The organism is Flaviramulus aquimarinus (genome assembly GCF_039543205.1).
GTDB classification, from domain to species: Bacteria; Bacteroidota; Bacteroidia; order Flavobacteriales; family Flavobacteriaceae; genus Flaviramulus_B; species Flaviramulus_B aquimarinus.
Map to the genome: position 1 here is coordinate 559,528 of NZ_BAABJH010000001.1, position 20,633 is coordinate 580,160.

The 20,633-nt window shown below is 31.7% G+C and carries 15 protein-coding genes; 7 read left to right on the plus strand and 8 right to left on the minus strand.

Annotated features, from left to right (window positions below; genetic code table 11):
- Nucleotide 1 precedes the first annotated feature (1 nt).
- The 3 genes from ABD941_RS02480 to ABD941_RS02490 are packed head-to-tail and all read right to left on the minus strand — an operon-like array spanning nucleotide 2 to nucleotide 3,402.
- Nucleotides 2–1,303, minus strand: coding sequence for a 4Fe-4S dicluster domain-containing protein (locus tag ABD941_RS02480; protein WP_345272421.1), 1,302 nt, complete (start codon nucleotides 1,301–1,303; stop codon nucleotides 2–4).
- Between the two features lie 6 nt (nucleotides 1,304–1,309).
- Entirely contained in the window at nucleotides 1,310–2,251 is a 942-nt protein-coding gene (locus ABD941_RS02485; RefSeq protein WP_345272423.1) for an MlaD family protein, read from the minus strand.
- Between the two features lie 50 nt (nucleotides 2,252–2,301).
- Nucleotides 2,302–3,402 (minus strand): N-acetylmuramoyl-L-alanine amidase family protein, encoded by a 1,101-nt coding sequence (locus tag ABD941_RS02490; protein WP_345272424.1) that lies wholly within the window; start codon nucleotides 3,400–3,402, stop codon nucleotides 2,302–2,304.
- 178 nt (nucleotides 3,403–3,580) lie between these two features.
- On the opposite strand from ABD941_RS02490, the gene ABD941_RS02495 reads away from it, so the two are divergent.
- Nucleotides 3,581–6,331 carry a putative LPS assembly protein LptD gene (locus ABD941_RS02495; protein WP_345272425.1) on the plus strand — a complete coding sequence of 917 codons (2,751 nt, stop codon included), beginning with the start codon at nucleotides 3,581–3,583 and terminating at the stop codon, nucleotides 6,329–6,331.
- 112 nt (nucleotides 6,332–6,443) lie between these two features.
- Entirely contained in the window at nucleotides 6,444–6,824 is a 381-nt protein-coding gene (locus ABD941_RS02500) for a RidA family protein (RefSeq protein ID WP_345272426.1), read from the plus strand.
- 12 nt (nucleotides 6,825–6,836) lie between these two features.
- Here the strand turns inward: ABD941_RS02500 and ABD941_RS02505 are convergent, their stop codons facing one another.
- Nucleotides 6,837–8,246, minus strand: a complete 1,410-nt coding sequence (locus ABD941_RS02505; RefSeq protein WP_345272428.1) for a response regulator — start codon at nucleotides 8,244–8,246, stop codon at nucleotides 6,837–6,839.
- Nucleotides 8,247–8,381: 135 nt separating this feature from the next.
- Between ABD941_RS02505 and ABD941_RS02510 the strand changes: the two genes are divergently transcribed.
- Nucleotides 8,382–9,422 (plus strand): GMP reductase, encoded by a 1,041-nt coding sequence (locus tag ABD941_RS02510; RefSeq protein ID WP_345272429.1) that lies wholly within the window; start codon nucleotides 8,382–8,384, stop codon nucleotides 9,420–9,422.
- A gap of 181 nt (nucleotides 9,423–9,603) precedes the next feature.
- Nucleotides 9,604–10,395, plus strand: a complete 792-nt coding sequence (locus ABD941_RS02515) for a hypothetical protein (protein ID WP_345272431.1) — start codon at nucleotides 9,604–9,606, stop codon at nucleotides 10,393–10,395.
- Between the two features lie 71 nt (nucleotides 10,396–10,466).
- Here ABD941_RS02515 and ABD941_RS02520 read toward each other — a convergent pair whose 3' ends face one another.
- The 4 genes from ABD941_RS02520 to ABD941_RS02535 form a co-directional block, all read right to left on the minus strand.
- Nucleotides 10,467–11,327, minus strand: a complete 861-nt coding sequence (locus ABD941_RS02520) for an N-acetylglucosamine kinase (RefSeq protein ID WP_345272432.1) — start codon at nucleotides 11,325–11,327, stop codon at nucleotides 10,467–10,469.
- 85 nt (nucleotides 11,328–11,412) lie between these two features.
- The gene (gene gap, locus ABD941_RS02525) at nucleotides 11,413–12,414 is read right to left on the minus strand and encodes a type I glyceraldehyde-3-phosphate dehydrogenase (RefSeq protein WP_345272433.1); all 1,002 of its coding nucleotides are present in this window, start codon (nucleotides 12,412–12,414) and stop codon (nucleotides 11,413–11,415) included.
- 17 nt (nucleotides 12,415–12,431) lie between these two features.
- A complete protein-coding gene (gene pfkA / locus ABD941_RS02530; protein WP_345272434.1) occupies nucleotides 12,432–13,418 on the minus strand; it encodes a 6-phosphofructokinase in 987 nt (328 codons plus the stop codon).
- A gap of 146 nt (nucleotides 13,419–13,564) precedes the next feature.
- A complete protein-coding gene (locus ABD941_RS02535) occupies nucleotides 13,565–17,953 on the minus strand; it encodes a translocation/assembly module TamB domain-containing protein (protein WP_345272436.1) in 4,389 nt (1,462 codons plus the stop codon).
- Between the two features lie 165 nt (nucleotides 17,954–18,118).
- Here ABD941_RS02535 and tsaD point away from each other — a divergent pair, with 165 nt between their 5' ends.
- The 3 genes from tsaD (at nucleotide 18,119) to ABD941_RS02550 (ending at nucleotide 20,628) form a co-directional block, all read left to right on the plus strand.
- Entirely contained in the window at nucleotides 18,119–19,141 is a 1,023-nt protein-coding gene (tsaD, locus tag ABD941_RS02540; protein WP_345272437.1) for a tRNA (adenosine(37)-N6)-threonylcarbamoyltransferase complex transferase subunit TsaD, read from the plus strand.
- A 144-nt stretch (nucleotides 19,142–19,285) separates the two neighbouring features.
- On the plus strand, nucleotides 19,286–19,924 hold the full coding sequence (locus ABD941_RS02545; RefSeq protein ID WP_345272438.1) for a peptidylprolyl isomerase: 639 nt from the start codon (nucleotides 19,286–19,288) through the stop codon (nucleotides 19,922–19,924).
- Entirely contained in the window at nucleotides 19,924–20,628 is a 705-nt protein-coding gene (locus tag ABD941_RS02550) for a 16S rRNA (uracil(1498)-N(3))-methyltransferase (protein ID WP_345272439.1), read from the plus strand. Before ABD941_RS02545 ends, ABD941_RS02550 begins: the two co-directional genes overlap by 1 nt.
- The last annotated feature ends 5 nt before the right edge of the window (nucleotides 20,629–20,633 follow it).

A 20,633-nucleotide genomic window follows, 5' to 3' on the forward strand; every position in this document is an offset into this window, starting at 1 on the left:
TTTATTCGTTTTTCCAATTTAACCTATCCATTTGGTTGTATGGCCATGGCGCACCGTTGTTCTCGATATTTGTCATCATATTATTGAGCTCCAATGGTGCAGCAGACTGTTCCATAACCAAATAGCGACGCATTTCTAAAATTATTGATAACGGGTCGATACTTACTGGACAAGCCTCTACACATGCGTTACATGAGGTACAGGCCCAAAGTTCTTCTTTTGTTATATAGTCGTTAAGAAGTTGTTTTCCATCATCTTTAAATTCGCCTTTATTGACATCTATATTGTTACCAACTTCCTCTAGGCGATCTCTGGTATCCATCATGATTTTTCTTGGAGACAACTTTTTACCTGTTTGATTTGCTGGACATTCACTAGTGCAACGCCCACATTCGGTACAGGTATATGCGTTTAATAATTGTACCCAATTTAAATCTTGCACATCGCTAGCTCCAAATTTTGCAGGCACTTCGCCATCATCTTCAGGAATTGCATATGGATCGGCATCTGGATCCATCATCATTTTGACTTCTTTAGTTACCGCCTCAAGGTTATTGAATTGTCCTTTTGGTTTTAAATTACCATAATATGTGTTTGGGAATGCCAATAAAATATGTAAATGCTTTGAGAAATATAGATAATTTAAAAAGACTAAAATACCAACTATATGAATCCACCAAGCACCTCTTTCTATAACATGCAACGTGTTTTCTGATACCCCAGAAAACCACGGTGCTATAAATTGGCTTATAACATTTCCTGAGTTCATGTCTTGAAAATGAAGATCGGTAGCATTCATAACCAAAAACAGGGTCATTAAAACCATTTCAAAGTATAGGATGAAATTTCCATCATTTTTTGGCCAACTGGTCATTTCACTTTTCCAGAAACGTGCCAATTTTATAATATTTCTACGAACCCAAAATATGATAACTGATATAAATACTAATACCGCTAAAATTTCAAAAAGATTTATGAGAATATAATAAGGCTGCCCTATAAATGAAAATATACGATGGGTACCTAACAATCCATCTATAATGATTTCTAAAACTTCAATATTAATTATTATGAATCCTAAATACACAATAACATGCAAAAATCCGGCAATTGGACGACGTACCATTTTACTTTGTCCAAGAGCTATTAAAGCCATATTTTTCCAACGTTGCGATTTATTATCGCTAACATCTACATCTTGTCCTAATTTAATATTACGAACAAGCTTTTTTACGTTTTTAGCAAAAAAACCAATCCCTACAATAAGTATTATAGCAAAAAGTATGTTTGGTAAGTATTCCATAGGTTATTAATTAGATTCTGCTTCGGTATAAGGAATCTCCTTTTTTGATAATATTCTGAAATAGCGTTTTGGGTGTAATTTAATATCTTTTAAGAGGGCTTCAAGCTCTGCTGTTGCGCCTTCTAAATTATTATATACACTTTCATCTTTAAGAAGTTTACCTATGGAGCCTTTACCGCTATCCAAATTCGCAAGTATCGTATTGAAATTTTTAAGAGCACCTTCTAATTCTTTTACAGTATTTCCTAAGTTTGCTTCTGATAATGAATTTGTTATTTCTGAAAAATCAGCTAATGATTTATCTGCGTTTATTAAAACATTATTGATCTTTTCTTGATTGTCTGCAATGACTTTATTTAATGAATTTGATGTATCCTCGAAAGAGTTCATTGTAGCACTCAAACCTGAGATGGCTTTTTTAAGATCTGTTTTAGCTTTTTCATCAAAAACATCATTTAAATTAACAAGTAAAGCATCTGCACTCACCATCATTTTTTCAATCTTTTCTTGGAGCGGTGTGAGTCGTTGGTTAACTAAATCTGTTAAGCCCGCTTTTATGCCTCCTGATAAAATATCTTGATTTTCAGCATTTGGTGCTCCATCAAACGCTGGGACAATAGCAATGGCTTTACCACCAATAAGTCCTGTTTCATACAGTTCTGCTTTACTATTTTTAGAAAATTGAAAACTATTATCAACCAACAATGTAACTAACAATTTTCCAGAGCCATCATCTTTAAATGAAATATCTTTTACTTTACCAACAGCTTTTCCACTAATAGTAACAGGTGTGGATGGCACAAGTCCTTCTACATTATCATAAACAGCGTAAAATGTTCGCGAGGAATCTAATAAATTTTGACCCTTTAGGTAATTAAACCCAAAAATGAATAGAAGTATGCCTGATAACACAAGAACGCCTATTTTAATTTCTTTTGATATATTCAAGATAATTATGTTTGAAACACAAATTTAATATAAATTTAAAAAGAACACCTCTAATTAGCTATCGATTTTAAAGCATCTGTTAATGCTATTTTTTTCCCTGCTTTAAAAGCAACAACAAAACTAGATGAATAGCCTTTTTTTCTTGCTTCTTGCTCAAGGGCTTTCGTATCGTTATAATTTGTTGTAGAACCATAAAAGTATTTATAAAGGCTACCTTCTTTTAATCGAGAAATCGTTTTTAATCCTTTAAAATTATAAGGTTTTATTTCCAAGACTTTGGAACTTGCTGCTATTTGGATTTTAAATACGACATCGCTTGTTGCTGTTTGGGTGTTTTCTTCAACTTCATCAACAACAGTATAGCTTCCAACATTTTTATCTATATGCCTTTTATATTCTAGAATGGCATCCTTAATTGCCATAGACATTTGATTTTGTCCTTTTTTAGAATTCAAATAAGCGCCTTCTTTTTTATTCGTTAAAAATCCAAGTTCTACCAAAACACTTGGCATTACAGTTTGATGTAAAACGATGAATCCGGCCTGTTTAACTTTTCTGTTTTTACGTTTTAATTTATTGGCAAAATTATTCTGAATTAAACCAGCCAATTGTATACTTTGGTCTAAATATTCTTCTTGGCTTAAAAGAATGCTCATTACAGATTCTGGTGAATTTGGATCGAATCCTGCATAGTTCTTCTCATAATCTTCCTCCATAAAAATTACAGAATTCTCTTTTTTAGCAACCTCAAAGTTGGTTTTATTTCTATGTGTTCCTAAAACAAAAGTTCCAGCGCCATAGGCTTGACTCGTATGAGAATCGCAATGAATTGAAACAAACAAATCTGCATTGGCTTTGTTGGCAATTTTTCCTCTTACAAACAAATCAACAAACACATCTGTTTTACGGGTATAGACCACTTTAATGTTTGGGTTCTTCTCTAAAGCAGCACCAACTGCCAAAACAATTTTTAATGCAATATTCTTTTCTCTATATCCATTTCCTAAATTCCCTGGGTCTTTTCCGCCATGACCAGCATCTAAAACAACAACAAATTTTTTTGCTGAATCTTGTTTCTTAATATTTACAAAAGAAGAAAATGTTAATACTATTATAAATGATACGAAAAGTAATATTTTGTACGTTTTCATCTGATATATTATATTTTTTTAATCGATTCTATACTATGCTTACTATAGGCACCATTTTTGATACACAGTTTCAACATCAATGTTTCATAAAGAATTTTAACGACTAAAAAACTCGGTTTATTTTAATTTTAAATTTTTAATTGAATATTAAATCAATCACAGAAAAATATATGTAATTTTGGCTTTTCAAAAACCGAGCCATACTTTTACAAAAATACATTTAAAAGCGTTGCACACAAACAACTTTAAAATACTTTTTGCATTAAGTTTTACAGTGTTTATTAACACGTTAAGCTTCGCTCAAGATATTCCTAAAGAGGGAAGAACCATAGACCGAAGTGTAAAAGATAGCTTAATAACCAAAACCGATAGTATTCCTATTCCTGAACTATCAGAAAAGCAACAAGATTCAACCTTAACAGATTCTATTAAACCAAAAAAGGAACTTTTAGAGCATATCGTTAAGTACCACGCTACGGATTACACTAGGTTTAGTCAAAAAAAGCAACAGCTTTATTTATATAACGAAGCTAAGATCGATTACGGTGACATGAAAATAACCGCAGGGGATATTACCATTGACTACATTAAAAATACCGTTTACGCAAAAGGTATTACGGATTCTATTGAAGGTTATACTCAAAAGCCCGTTTTTACTCAAGGTACTAATGTGGTTGAGCCAGATTCTATTATTTTTAATACAGAAACTCAAAAGGCGCTTATTTATAATTCTAAAACCGAACAAGGTGAAGGCACTGTAATTGCTGAAACAACTAAAAAAGAAAACGATTCTGTTTACTTTTTAAGGAATGCTAAATATACAACTGCAAAAGACCTAGAGGACCCTGAGTATTACATAAAACTCCGAAAAGCAAAAATCGTACCTGGAAAAAAAATTGTTACGGGCTTAGCTAATCTCTTTATTTATGATGTACCTACGCCTTTAGGATTACCTTTTGGTTTTTTCCCTCAGAGCGAAAAACAAACTTCTGGAGTTATTATTCCTGTTTTTGGTGAACAAAATAATCGAGGCTATTTTTTACAAAATGGTGGTTATTATTTTGCTATTAGTGATTATTTAGACTTAGCAGTTTTAGGCGATTATTATACAAATGGCAGCTATGGTATTCGTTTGGATAACACTTATGCAAAACGTTATAGATACAGAGGTAATGTTGGTTTTAGATATGAAAACCTAATTACTAGCGAACGTGGTTTTCCTGATTATGCCATAAATACTATTTACAATTTGCGCTGGTCACATAGTCAAGATTCAAAAGCCAACCCTAGTTCGCGTTTTTCTGCTTCGGTTAACTTAGGTAGTAGTAGTTATTACCGTAATTCACTTAATCAAACAAATGCCGGATCTTTTCTAAACAACACCTTATCATCTTCAATATCCTACTCAAAATCATTTCAAGGCGAACCACAAGTCAATTATAGCGTAACCGCAACGCATGCCCAAAATACAAATACCGAAACCATAAACATGACACTCCCTACGTTTCAGGGTAGTATTGGTAGAATGTATCCGTTTGCTTCAAAAACCGGTTCAAAAAAAGGGTTAATTCAAAATATTAATTTACAGTATAACCTTCGCGCCGAAAATAGAATTCAAACCACAGATTCTTTGTTCTTTAAAAAAGAAATGTTTGATGATGCCATAGCAGGTTTTCAGCATACGATTCCGTTAACTACAAATTTTAAAGTATTCAAGCATTTTGCTATAAGTGCGAGTACTAACTTTAACGAAGTATGGACTTTTAATACAATTAACAGGAGCTTTGACCCTATAACACGTGAAACTATTAACGAGGACATAAACGGATTTGATTCTTACAGAACCTATAATTTCAGTACCAGTTTAGGAACCACTATATATGGTATGTTTAATTTTGAAAAAGAAGGCAAAGACCGTAAAATAAAAGCTATTCGCCATGTTATAAGGCCTTCAATAAGTTATAATATAAATCCTTCTTTTGATAAATATTATGATTCGTATGAGGTTGTTAGTGCAGATGGATTAACTTCTACCGATGTTGAATACAGTCGATTTGAAGACGGCGTTTTTGGATCTCCAAATAAAAACTTTTCTAGCTCAATGGGGATTTCAGTATCTAATAATCTTGAAGCCAAAGTACGAGATAGAGATAGCACCGCTACAGAGCCTAAAAAAATCATTTTACTAAACAACTTAAACTTTTCGACCTCTTATAATTTTGCAGGCGATTCTCTACAATGGAGTCCTGTTAGAGTAACTGGTGGCACGCAATTATTTAAAAATAAAATGAGCGTGAATTTTGGTGCTACTTTAGATCCTTATGCCCTAGATAACAATAATAATAGAATTGATCAATTTAATATTGATAATGGTGGGAGTCTTTTTAGGTTGACAAGTGCTAACCTAACAACAAGTTGGTCTTTGTCTAGTAAATCAGGTGACAAAAAGGGTAAAAATAAAAATGATGGCATACAGGAAAACCTCCGTAGTGGAGGTCGTGCAGATGATTTATTTGGTGTTTCTGAAGATTTTGCCAATCAGCAAATAAAAAGAGATGAAGATGAAGAAAATACGCCTGGTGAATTATACAATTATAAGGTCCCTTGGAGTTTAAGAATAGCTTATGCTCTTAACTATTCAAACTCGAGGCGGCAAAATGAAATATCATCGCATTCGCTTATGTTTTCTGGGGATATTGAATTATCCGAAAAATGGACTTTTGGAGCCTCTTCTGGTTATGATCTAAAAAATGCCGGATTTACTTATACCCAACTACGTTTTGAGCGCGACTTACTTAGTTGGCGAATGAATTTTAGTTGGATCCCTTTTAGCGCAAGAAGTTCTTGGAATTTTTTTATTGGCATAAAATCCAGTATATTAAAAGACCTAAAATACGAAAAGCGTAGACAACCGGATATTACATTATAAAATATTACGGTATTAGTTTTTACTTCTTCTAAAAAGGAAAACCAACAGATTCTCTCCCGTCCTGATAACTAATAGGAGCTATTGAGATTCAAGGAAATAAAACATATTTAATATGAAAACAATAATTACAACTAGAAATGCTCCCGCTCCTATTGGCCCATACAATCAAGCTGTTTTAGCGGGAAACACATTGTATACTTCTGGTCAAATTGCTTTTGATCCAAAAACTGGACAGCTTATTTTGGATGATATAAAAATGGAAACTGCTCAGGTTATGAAAAATCTAAAAGCTGTTTTAGAAACTGCAAACATGACTTTTGAAAATGTAGTAAAGTCTTCAATTTTTATAAGCAACATGGATGATTTTACTAAAATAAATGAAATTTACGGTAGTTATTTTGATGACAGTAATGCTCCTGCTCGTGAAACCATTCAGGTAGCAAGGTTACCCAAAGATGTAAATGTTGAAATTAGTATGATTGCTGTTAAATAATGGGTAGAGAAATTAAGCTGAAGTATCTGTTTTCGAATATTTAATAAGAAGTTCTTTCAACCTAACAACTTCTATAGGTTTAGCTAAAAAATCGTCAATCCCGGCTCGTTTCGCATTTTCAATATCTTCTTCAAATGCACTGGCAGAAACAGCAATAATAGGCGTATTATTATCTGAATATTTTTGGGTTTCTTTTATAAACTTTGTTGCTTGATATCCATCCATATCTGGCATATAAATATCCATAAAAACCATATCGAAATCTAAAATCTTATACAATTCAACAGCTTCCAATCCATTTTTGGCAAACGTACAATCAGCGCCTTGGCGTTCTAATAGAAATTTGATTACTTTCTGATTCATCCTATTATCCTCAGCAACCAAAACATTAAACTCATTTAATAAAATGGGATTAAATGCTTCTTCTTCAGTTTTAATATTCAATGTTTTTTTTAGCTGCAAACTAAAATAGAATGTTGATCCTTCATTTTCTTTGCTCTCTAATTTTAACTCGCTCCCCATTAACTTCACCAGTTGGTGTGAAATAGATAGTCCAATACCCCACCCTCTGTAATCTCGCATCATACTTGTATTGTACGACTCTTCGGAATCGCTAAAAATTCGTTTAACTTCTTCTGGCTTCATCCCAACTCCAGTATCCTTAATGTAAAACGTTACAATTTGATCATCATCAATACCAATAGTCTGATCTACTATAACCGATATTTTTCCTGAGTTGGTAAACTTTATGGCATTATTAATTAAATTTGTTAGTACTTGCTGTATTCGTCCTATATCACCTAGCACCAAAAATTTATCGTTTTCTTCAGACATAAATTTATACTCAAACTCCAAACCTTTTTCCCAAGCTTGGTATTCAAAAACCTTAAACAGTCTAGATAAATCGGTTTTTAAATCTATTGTTAATACATTGAGTTTTAAATTTCCAGCATCAGCTTCAGCATTATCCGTTACCATATTAACTAATTGTAGTAAATGCTTTGAAGAATACTCGGCTATTTCAACTTGTGCAATTTGATCACTGGTTAATTCTGTTTGCTTTAGCATATTCAGCATACCTAAAACCGTACTTAAAGGTGTTCTAACTTCATAACTCATATTCGAAAGATAAATAGACTTATGCTCAGCTAGTGTTTCCGAAGTTTCCAGCTCATGTTTTACCTGATCAATTCTTTGCCTATAATTATTTTTTATAACTTCATTTTTTAATTGATTTTTCAAAAAAAACTGTAATGCAAAAACTTGTATTATGGCAAGAACAAACAAAAATATAGCTGCAGTCTCTAGATAAATTCTTTTCTCAACAAATAAATATCCAATACTAAGAATAGCCACAATTGATATGAAAATGAAAATAGATAACTTCTTTTTAACTTTAAAAGATTTTGGGATAAGTGGCATTTATTAAGTTCGTTTTAACAAACTTATCCATAATTATACGAATTAACAAAACAATTATAGCTTATTAAAATTTTATAATTCCTTTGAATTGATTAAATTTAGAATTGAAAAAATCCGCATATTATAAACTAATATATGAGAATAGAATACGATATAAAATTAGGGTTCAAGGATGTTATGATTCGTCCAAAGCGTTCCACCTTAAAAAGCAGGGCTGAAGTAAATTTAGAGCGTAATTTTAAATTTTTACATAGTGATTTTACGTGGACTGGCATACCTATTATGGCTGCAAATATGGATACTGTCGGCACTTTTGAAATGGCTAAAGCGCTGTCTGATAAGAAATTATTTACCGCTATTCATAAACACTATAAGATGGAAGATTGGAATATGTTATCCACCAATACTCCAAAAGGTATAGAAAATAATATTGCTGTAAGCACTGGTATTGGAAAAAACGATTCTGAAAAACTTGCCACTATTTTTAAATATAATCCGTTTCTGAAATTTATATGTATTGATGTAGCTAATGGGTATTCTGAACATTTTGCAGACTTTGTAAAACAAACTAGAAGTCAATATCCAGATAAGGTAATTATTGCTGGTAATGTGGTTACTGGCGAAATGGTGGAAGAATTGTTACTCTCTGGAGCTGATATTGTTAAAGTTGGCATTGGTCCAGGCTCAGTATGTACAACACGAATTAAAACTGGTGTTGGTTACCCGCAACTTTCTGCAATTATTGAATGTGCCGATGCTGCTCATGGTTTAGGTGGACAAATTATTAGTGATGGTGGCTGCACAACACCTGGAGATATTGCTAAAGCTTTTGGCGCTGGAGCAGATTTTGTTATGCTTGGCGGTATGCTTGCTGGACATGATGAAAGCGGTGGTAAAATCATCGAAAAAAACGGGAAACCTTATAGAAAATTTTATGGTATGAGTTCATCTACAGCCATGGAAAAACATATTGGACAAGTTGCAGATTATAGAGCCAGCGAAGGTAAGACTGTTGAAGTGCCTTTTAAAGGATCTGTTGAAAACACTTTAAAAGATATCTTAGGTGGTTTACGAAGCTCCTGTACATATGTAGGAGCATCCCGATTAAAAGAACTAACCAAACGCACTACATTTATTAGAGTTAATGAACAAGAAAATAGAATTTACAACTCCTAATACACATATAGTTTTAATTACAGCATATCATGCTTATTAATAGGTTTGGTCTCTAATCGTTTATTTACCTAAATATTTAATAGTCAAATGTTATCTTAATTAAACAACAGTTTATCGAAATTTAAATGAAAACCACTATATTATATGTTTTTTTGTTGAAAAGAACTTCTAATCTCTAATCATGCTTGTATTTATTGTTCCAGTAAAAAGTGAAAAAGTTTCTGCAGATTGGAATACATTTTGTAAACTTTTTGAAAGGTCTATTAAATCTATTTGCCAACAAAAAGATTCAGAATTTGAGGTTGTTGTAGTGTGCCATGAAATTCCATCAATACATTTTAAGCACCCTAAAATTCATTATGTAACTGCAAACTTTCCTCCACCTCTACTCGCAGGCAATGAAGAAGCTGAAAAAATTGGAAAAAGAGAAATTGATAAGGGCAAAAAAATTTTACTTGGAGTTGAACATTCTAAACAGTTTAATCCCAGCCATATTATGGTTGTAGATTCAGATGATTGTATAAGCAATAAAATAGCTGGATTTATTAAAAAAAGTGACAAAACTATTCCTGGATGGTATATGGAAAAAGGTTATGTATATAGAGAAGGCGACCATTATATTTGTTTAAACCGATCTTATTTCAATATGCTTTGTGGCACATCTGTTATAATTAAGCCAGAGTTTATAAAAGACATGTTTAGAAAAGAACCTTATCTATATTTTGACCATGCACTAAAAAAACTACCAAATAATATAAAGTTTATTCCTTTTCCTTTTGCTGCTGCCATATATAGTATGGGTAATGGAGAAAACCACTATATGTCTACAGCTAAGGTTAAAAGCCTAAACGATCATAGTAATATTTTTAACTTTAACGAGTTAGTAAGGCTATATAAAAAATTAAATACTTATAGATTTAGGCTAGTAACATCAGGTTTTAAAAACAGATTTAATCTTCACAAAATTGAATAATTTAATAGATTTATAGTACAAAAAAAAGAGATCCGTAGACCTCTTATAATTAATAAATATTGTTTTTTTTACTATAAATCTTTAGTATGAAAACCTACTAAACCTTCTATAGGTCTACGCTCAAAATTACCAACCTTAAAACCCATTTCATTAGCTACTGCTTTAATTTCCTCTTGGGCAAAATAAGCTATAGAACCTGCAAAATGTACGGGAACAGTCTTAAGTTCTTCTTTATATTGCATAATCATATTTGTAGCGAATAAACGAATACCTTTTTTAATAAGGTTTATGGTATATTCTGAATCTTTATGTAAGAACATAAATTCAGCAAAATTTGCTAAATATGCATTAGGATTGGGTTGCTTATATACATTATACTTTATATAATCTGCCTCCATATTAAACTTACTACCAAAAGCAATTTTAACGTCTTCTGGCATATGATTGAAGTAATAATCTCTAATAAGCTGTTTACCATAATAGTTTCCTGATGCATCATCCATAAGTGAATAACCTAAAGAATTTACCCGTTGATGTAATACTTCGCCATCATAATAACTACAGTTAGAACCCGTACCCAAAATACAAACTACAGCAGCCTCTTTAGGATGATTCAATGTTGCATATACTGCTGCCAAGGTATCTTCATTAACTTCTATATGAGCATTTAAAAAAATATCTTGTAAAACTTCTTTTAAAAGTTCTTTTGGTTTTTCAGTACCACAACCTGCACCATAAAAGAAGACATGTGTAACAACAGCTCTATTAGTTTTTAAAACTTTATCCTTTTTAATTATTTTACGCAATTTCTTTTCTGTTAAAATTGCAGGATTAAGACCCTTTGTTCTAATCTTTTCTAACAATTGATCACCATTAGAATCGACTGCAATCCAATCTGATTTTGTAGAACCACTATCAACAATTAAAATCATAACTATACGATATAAAAAAACTCCACAGACTACTGTGCTTATAACACAATAACTCTATGGAGTTATTATTATTAATTAATATATATTAAACAGATGCAATATGTTGCGCTAAATCAACTAATTTAGTTGAATAACCAAACTCATTATCATACCAAGATACTAATTTGATAAATCCGTCATTTAACGCCATACTTGCATTAGCATCAAATGTACTTGTTTTAGGCTCAGATACGAAATCTTGAGATACAACACCTTCTTCGGTATATCCTAAAACACCTTCTAATTCATTTTCAGAAGCATCTTTTAAAGCTGCTTTGATTTCATCCCATGAAGCTGGTTTTTCAATACGACAAGTTAAATCTACCACAGATACATCAACAGTAGGTACTCTAAAAGCCATGCCTGTTAATTTTCCGTTTAATTCAGGAATAACTTTCCCTACTGCCTTAGCAGCTCCAGTAGATGCAGGAACGATGTTATTTAAAGATGCACGTCCTAATCTGTAATCTTTTCTTGATGGTCCATCAACAGTAAACTGAGTTGCGGTAGCTGCGTGAACTGTAGTCATTAAACCTTCTGCAATTCCAAATTTATCGTTAATTACTTTAGCAAGAGGTGCTAAACAGTTTGTAGTACAAGAAGCATTGGATACAATAGTATCTGCAGCAGTAATCTCATTATGGTTTACACCCATTACAAACATTGGTGCATCTGCAGATGGTGCAGAAATAGCTACTTTCTTAGCTCCTGCTGTAATATGTTTTTGAGCACCTTCTAGGTTTGTGAAGATACCAGTACAATCCAAAACAACTTCTGCTCCTACTGCATCCCATTTTAAATCTTCTGGGTTACGCTCAGCAGTAATTCTAATTTCATTACCGTTAACTACTAAATTACCGTTATTAGTATCTATAGTTCCATCAAACTGTCCATGAACAGAATCATATTTTAACAAATAAGCTAAATGCTCTACATCTAACAAATCATTAATTCCCACTACTTCAATATCAGGTCTTGATGCTGCTACTCTAAAAGCAATCCTACCTATTCTACCAAATCCGTTAATTCCAATTTTTAATTTTGACATAATCGTGTTTATAAATGTTAAGTGCTCATGATATCTGAGACACGCAATAATTCTAAATTTATTTTTGTTTTTCCTTTTATGGCATTATCTAAAGGTGTTAGTTCCATTTTTCCGTTTAATAACCCTACCATGTAATTGGTTTGACCATTTAACATGGACTCAACAGCTTTTACACCCATTCTACTAGCTAGTACCCTATCAAAACACGAAGGTGCACCACCACGTTGCATATGGCCTAATACAGAAACCCTAACATCATAACCTTCCATATTTTCATCAACATAGTCTTTAAGCTCAAAAATATTTTTACCTATTTTATCGCCTTCAGCTACAACTACAATACTTGAGGATTTACCTGATTTTCTACTTTTGTTTAACGATTCTACTAATCTATCTAAACCTAAGTCTTCTTCGGGAATTAATATCTCTTCTGCTCCACCAGCTATACCAACATTTAAAGCTATATGACCAACATCTCGCCCCATAACTTCAATAAAAAACAATCTGTTATGTGAACTTGCAGTATCCCTAATTTTATCAATAGCATCAACTACTGTGTTAAGCGCTGTATCAAATCCTAAAGTATGGGAAGTCCCAACAATATCATTATCAATAGTACCAGGAATACCCATTACTGGAAAATCAAACTCTTGATTAAAGATAAGTGCCCCAGTAAATGAGCCATCACCTCCTACGACAACTAACCCATCTATGCTAGCCTTTACTAGGCTATCAAAAGCTTTTTGTCTTCCTTCAACAGTTCTAAATTCTTTAGATCGAGCAGATTTTAATATGGTTCCTCCTTTATTGATTATTCCTCTTACACTTCTGGCATCCATTTGTTTAAAATCGCCTTCAATTAAGCCTTCATAACCTCTATAAACACCTATGCATTCTATATTATGATACGCACAAGCTCTAACTACAGAACGAATAGCTGCATTCATTCCTGGAGAATCTCCTCCTGAAGTTAAAACAGCTAGTTTTTTTATTGTTTTTGGCATTAAATATTTTAATTTTCTAGGTAAAATTACTAAACAAATAGCACATATCTATAGCATTTACAGTAAATTACTTTGACTTTTAGAACTATAACGTTTTAGTTGATAAAAAAAATCTTTTGCGGTTAAAAATTGAAAGAAAAAGGGGGTTATTTTTCTGAAGATGACTTTATAGAAATATAATCTGGTAAAGCATTTTCTTCTTCTTTTTTTGTGTTTTCTATGATGGATTCTTCCTGCGCTTTGGTTTTTTTAAACAACTTTTGAAGCAGCTCTTTAAAAGTATCAAAATCGACATTATATGAAAGTCCTACCCCTTGAGTATACCCTATGTCTTCACCAAAATTTCGGATACTGTTTTCTCTATTAAACACCTTGGCAGTAAGCGTGCCTTCTTCATTTAAAAGAAAATCTATTTCTACATCTCCTGCTATTACAGTTTCTGTTGCACCACCTACTGGAACACCTACTTTCCCATTAATTAACACACGGTCGCTAATTTGAGTTTGCAGGGTTACACCAAACCTATCATCGGTTTGAAAATCTGGTCTGTTTTGCCCAGCTTCATAATTTAAACCAATATTAAGTTTACTATCATCGCTCGTAAAAATACCATTAAGAATACCATTAAGCCGTTCCGCAATGGTTCCCGAAAAATTAATTTCGTTTAATCCTCTAGAAAATGAGCCTGTTGATATTAAATACAAGGCTTGATTTTGTTTGTCTTCATCTGATTCCAGCCTATATTGAAGCTCAGATTTTATGGTTGAACTCACATTAGGAAATTCAAAACTAAAATCAGGTTTAGGCTGTTCTAAATCGCCAGTTATCGCAATATTTAATTCTACTGGTATACTTCTGTTTATAGGATTATCTAGTAATGGTGATGGATTTGCTTGAGTTTTATATATAGCTAACATGTCTATTTCAGCCTCTAAGGGATCGCCTTCCCAAGCGATAGTTCCTCCAGGTTGTACGATGAATTCTTTTTGAATAACGCCTCTGTAAGCAAAATTATAAACACCTTCAAACACCGCGAAATCTCCCCACATATTAAACTTACCATTAGTGTTAATTTCTACTAATAGTCCACCTCGACCTCGACCTTTTAATGAATGTCCTGTGTTTTTATCTATAATTATTTCAACTTCAGCATCTTCAGTAACATCTAAATCAAAATCTAATTCTAAACCTTTAATTTCTTCAAAAATAACTTCAACTCCTTTCTTCTTAGCTTCTTTTTCTTCTTTAGTTATAAAATGAATAAATGAATTATCGCCAAAAGATTCAGCATCACTCAGCGGAATTTTAAATACTGTACCACGTTTTGTTTCTCCAACCACGCTAATAACCAATTGTTCGGTTGGTCCTGATATTCTAGCTCGTCCCCCAATAAAACCTGTGCCGTAATACAACGATTCTTCGGATTCTTTGGTATCTAAAACCAATAAACGATTTGTAGACAAACCTAAATCTAAACTCCAATTTGAAAAATTAACATGGCTTAAAGCACCGTTTAATTGTCCTGTAGACTTGTGTTTTGTATCTGTTAACTTTATATTATTGAAAATAAAACTTTGTTTTTTTAATGTTACAGATGCTCTATCATTAAAATCGTAATCTACATTAAGATAAGGAATGCCCAAACCGCCTTTATCAATATTTAGATTTCCATTAATATCTGGGCGTGTTAGATCACCAACAACTTTAACATCGCCTGTTACATCGCCACGAATATTACTTAAAACACCATCTAATAAAGGATTTAGAGGGAATAAATTAAACTTATTAAAATCTAATACTACGTTTATTTTGGATTGCTTTTTTGAAACATCTATATCGCCTTTTGCACTAAAAGATTTCGAGGTATCGTCCTTAATTACAGCATCTACATTGTAATTAGTAAGTGATTCGTTCCCAGTTATCGTAGCATCAAAAGAACCTAACAAGAAATCATTTACTTTAAAACCATCAATAACGATAGTCGAATTAGGCAAATAAGTTCCATTTTTCTGAAGCAAGTCCAATTTTCCGTTTACATTTCCTGATAATGACAAACTATCTATATCTGGTGTTATTTTAGCTAAATCAACATTAGTGAAATTTAGTTTTATATCTTTTTGCGTAGAGTCTTTTACAAAACCAGAAAGTTTAATTTCTTCATTATTATGATTAACCCTAAACTTATCAATATTAAAGTTGGTCAGCTTTTTATCAAAAGATATTTTATGGAATTTATCTTGGTGTTCATTAATATTCCATTTGCTATCTTTTATAGTGACATCAGACTGTTTGAAACCAATAACAGATTCATTTTCTGTATTTATTGTATGATAAAAACTTAAATTATAGATATCGTTATTTTGCTTACCGCCTTTAAATTCTGAACGCATAAACAAGGTGTCGTTTACTGTAACATTAATTAAATTGAATTTAGAAACATTATAATATTTTGTATTTAAACTATCTATCTCAACATATGTATTAAATACCGGGTTGCTATTATCGACTTGCAACTCAATATTATTAGCAAAATAGTCTAACAATTTTATTTTTGGAGATTTGAAGGTTAGCTTGAATTTTTCTTCTTCGCTTTCTACTCTACCACGGATAAAGGTATTTGCTCCTACCTCAACCTCAGGATAAACCACTTCTACAATTTTATTATAAATCTTAAAATTAAAATCGATACTTTGGTTGGTATCTACCTTATGCGGTTTGTAGTTCGTATAAATATGACCTATTGAATTTTCAAATAATTTCTTTAAATCTTTGAATAAAAAACGCCCCTTTAAATTACCTTCAATAATATCTGGTGAATTAAATTCTATAAACCGAATATCTTTTTCAAACCTAGAAGACACATCAAATTGATCAAAATAGTAGGTGTCATTTTCATTTTTATAAATTGTATTTCTAAAGGCTATTTTTCCATAAGCATCATCAAAATTACTACTGTTCATGTTCATTTTAACACTGCTCTTGAAAATAGAAAGACTATCCTTTTTTACAAAGTTCAATGTATTTAAATTAGCATAATCAACAACAGCCTCAAAATCATATTTCTTAACATCTTCTGAAAAGTCTACTAATCCCGTAAAATTCAGATTTAAATTTTTATCGTTTACAATCAGATTACCATCAAAAATTCTGTTTTTAACATTACCCGCTACCTTTAAATTTTTATAATTATAATTATTGTATTCAATTTCAAAAATATCGCCTTTTACTTGGGTATCTATATTTTCATTGGTAAATCCATTACCATTAACATCAAAATTCAATGATGCATTACCAACATTTGGTGCGTTTAAAAACGTTCCAAAATCAAACGCCTCAAAAACAATATTACCTTTATAATCAGCATTATCTATATCATTTATCTTACTTATTTCTAAGTTGGAATCTACAAGTCCTAAATCTGTATGAATTTCAATATTTGCTATAACTTTGGATGATGTTACTTGTGAGTTACCAACAATGGTAAACTGGCCCAACCTATCAAAAGATGTAGGTATGGCATCTCCCAAAACGTTTGGCAACAATGCTTTTAAATCTTTATAAGTCGATGATAAATCTCTAAAATCGCCGTTCATGTAGAAGTTATTTGCTTCTTTATTGAATAGGTTTATAAAATTAATATCGCCATAAACCTTTGTATTGGTACTTGTGTTCAATCTTAAATTATTGGCTTGTAAATCGTTTAACGTTCCAGAGAGATTTACGCTAAATCGAGCGGATTGATTTACACCAAATTCATTATAAAATGCATTAAGTTCATCCAATTGAACATTGGAATCCTTAAAATTTGCTGTTACCAAAACTTTATCTACAAAATATTGTAAATCGGCTCTATTGTATGAAAACTTTAAATCGCCATTTAAAATTGAGTTTGGTGTTTTTATTTGAAGGTTTCCAAAAGTCATATCGGTTAGGGTATAACTAAAATCGGTCATCAAATTCTTTACCAATACTCCCCTACTATCCTTAAAAGCTAAGGTGTTTATCCTAGCACTGACATCACTTCCATTAATTAAAAAATTGGTAGCATTAATATTTAAATCTTCAAAATGAAGAACTTTTATCGTTTCTTTATTTTCGTCAGACAACCTGAAAACGCTATTATAAACAGACACATCACTAGAGGATAGTAAAAAGTTACTCTTCCCAGTTCTAGGATTATCATCTTCAAATCGGTCTACAAAAACATCAAGGTTTGTATTCGTTTCACCTCTATAAGTTTTAATATTAAATATGAGGTTTTCAATATCAATATCACCAAAAACCAGATTGCCGTTATATAAATTTTTAAAACTTAAAATAGAGGTGTTTAGCTCAGTAATACTAATAAGGGTGTCTTTTTGGTAATCTTCAACGTATATATTTTTAATCTCTACATCGCCATTAAATTGCAAACTAACCTTATCGATATTAATATTAGTTTTAAAATCTTCATTTAATCGTTTAGTCGCATATTTTCCAAGTCCAGTTTGAACAAAAGGGATAGACAATACCAACACCAAAATGATGAATAACAATAGTAGAATACCTACTATTTTTGATAGTATTTTTAGAAATTTTTTGATGTCCTTAAAGTTACAACTTAATTAAGAATAAACTACTTTTGTAATTACGAGTAAAAATAACATATGAGATGTTTATTCGCTTTCAAAATTAACAATTATTGTGCCTAATTTTTATTAATGTCTTCACAAAATATTTATATACTAGGAATTGAGTCTTCATGCGATGATACTGCGGCTTCCGTAATATACAACGGTTGTATTTTAAGCAATGTTGTAGCAACTCAAAAAATACATGAGGAATACGGTGGTGTAGTACCCGAGCTAGCTTCAAGAGCCCATCAACAAAACATAGTGCCTGTTGTTCATCAAGCTTTAAAAAAAGCAAATATTACTAAAGAACAACTTAACGCTATTGCATTTACCAGAGGTCCAGGGTTAATGGGCAGTCTATTGGTTGGAACGTCTTTTGCGAAATCGTTGGCTTATGGTTTAAACATTCCTTTAATAGATGTGAACCACATGCAAGCACATATCTTGGCACATTTTATAGATGAAGAAGGTTTTAAAAAACCACCTTTTCCATTTTTAGCAATGACCATTTCTGGCGGCCACACCCAAATTGTTAGAGTGGATAATTATTTTAATATGACTGTTATTGGCGAAACCATTGATGATGCTGTTGGTGAGGCTTTCGATAAAAGTGGTAAAATATTAGGTTTAGGATATCCTGCGGGACCAGAAATAGATAAACTTGCCAAATTAGGAAACCCTAAAGCATTTCGATTTACCAAACCTAAAGTAGATGGTTTAAACTTTAGTTTTTCAGGATTTAAGACAGCTGTACTGTATTTTATTCAACGAGAAGTAAAAGCAAATCCAAATTTTATAACAGAAAACCTAAATGATATTTGTGCCTCTATCCAATACACCATTATTGGTATTTTGGTAGATAAATTAAAATTGGCGACCAAACAAACCAATATTACCCATATAGCCATTGGCGGCGGTGTTTCGGCTAATTCTGGAATACGACAAGTACTTAAAGATGGAGAACAAAAATTTGGCTGGACAACCTACATTCCTAAATTTGAATTCACCACAGATAATGCTGCTATGATTGCTGTCGTTGGGTATTTAAAATATTTAGAAGGCGATTTTGCAGAACAGGATATTGTGGCTTCGGCTAGATTGAAAATATAATTTAGTTATTAATGCATGAATTATTTTATGAATGATATTTGTTAAAGCAAAGTTATAAACAATACCTTCTTAAAAACTTATTCTAGCTTCATACATATTGCACACTAATACTTTTAAATTTGAGTTTGAATTAAAACAAGCACGATGCACAAATCTTTACTCATTTTATTATTTATTCCAATAACCACGATTTTAACTGCTCAAAATTCAACAGAAAGCGAATTAAAAACCCTTGAAACACTCGAGCAAATTGAAAGTTACTTAGAATCAAAACATTCCAAAAAGAACAAACTTATTACGTTTAATGAAGAAAAACATAAAACTGTTTTAGCTAAAAAACTTTTCAAACTTTCAAAAGGAACTACTAAAACCATAAAAAAAGACTTTGAAAAAATATTTTATAAAATAGTAGAGAAAACTGAAAAACGATATTACAGGGTAGGCTATATTGTTTTAGACGAAAACCAAATGGATATTAACAACATTAATACTATAAGAAAAAGAATAATAACTAAGTATAATTATGGCGTCCCTTTTGATTTTTTGGCAAAAAACTATTCCAAAGACTCTAATGCGACTAGAGGAGGTGATACAGGATGGTTTACTAATGGCGACAATACTTATGAATTTGAAAAAACTATTATTGACGACACACATAAGTTAAATGATATTTTTACTGTTGATATATCTGAAACAAAAAAGTATTATGTGTTTTTAAAAACCCACAACCCTAAAAACATTACTGAAATTAAAGTTTTAAAAATTGTAGAAACTATTGACTAATGCAACTTTTTTATAACCCAGATATTTCCGAAAACACGACACAATTTTCTTTTCAAAAAGATGAGAGTAAGCATATTATAAAAGTTTTGCGTAAAAATATTGGTGATACCATAAACATTACAAATGGTAAAGGTTGGCTTTTTAAAGCCAAAGTTTCTATACCAAATATTAATAAATGTACTGTCAAAATTATTTCTAAAGCGCTTAAAACCAAGCATAATTATGATTTACATTTAGCAGTAGCGCCAACAAAAATGAATGATCGTTACGAATGGTTTTTAGAAAAAGCCACCGAAATTGGTGTTGACTATATTACACCTTTAATATGTCATCATAGTGAACGTAAATTCATTAAGCCAGAACGTTTTGAGCGCATTTTACAATCGGCTATGAAGCAATCTTTAAATTGCTATTTACCAAAGTTAAATGAAGCTATAAATTTTAAAGACTTTATAAAAAAAGATTTTAAAGGGGATATATTTATTGCACATTGTGAAGCATCGGATAGAAAATCTTTAAAACAAGAATTGAAACCAAAAACCGAGGTTACCATTTTAATTGGCCCCGAAGGCGATTTTTCTGTTAAAGAAATCAAACAAGCCTTAGAGAATAATTTTATTCCTGTAACTTTGGGAAAAACTAGATTACGAACAGAAACCGCTGCAATTGTAGCTAGTCATTCTGTTGCCTTTATAAATGAGTAAACTTA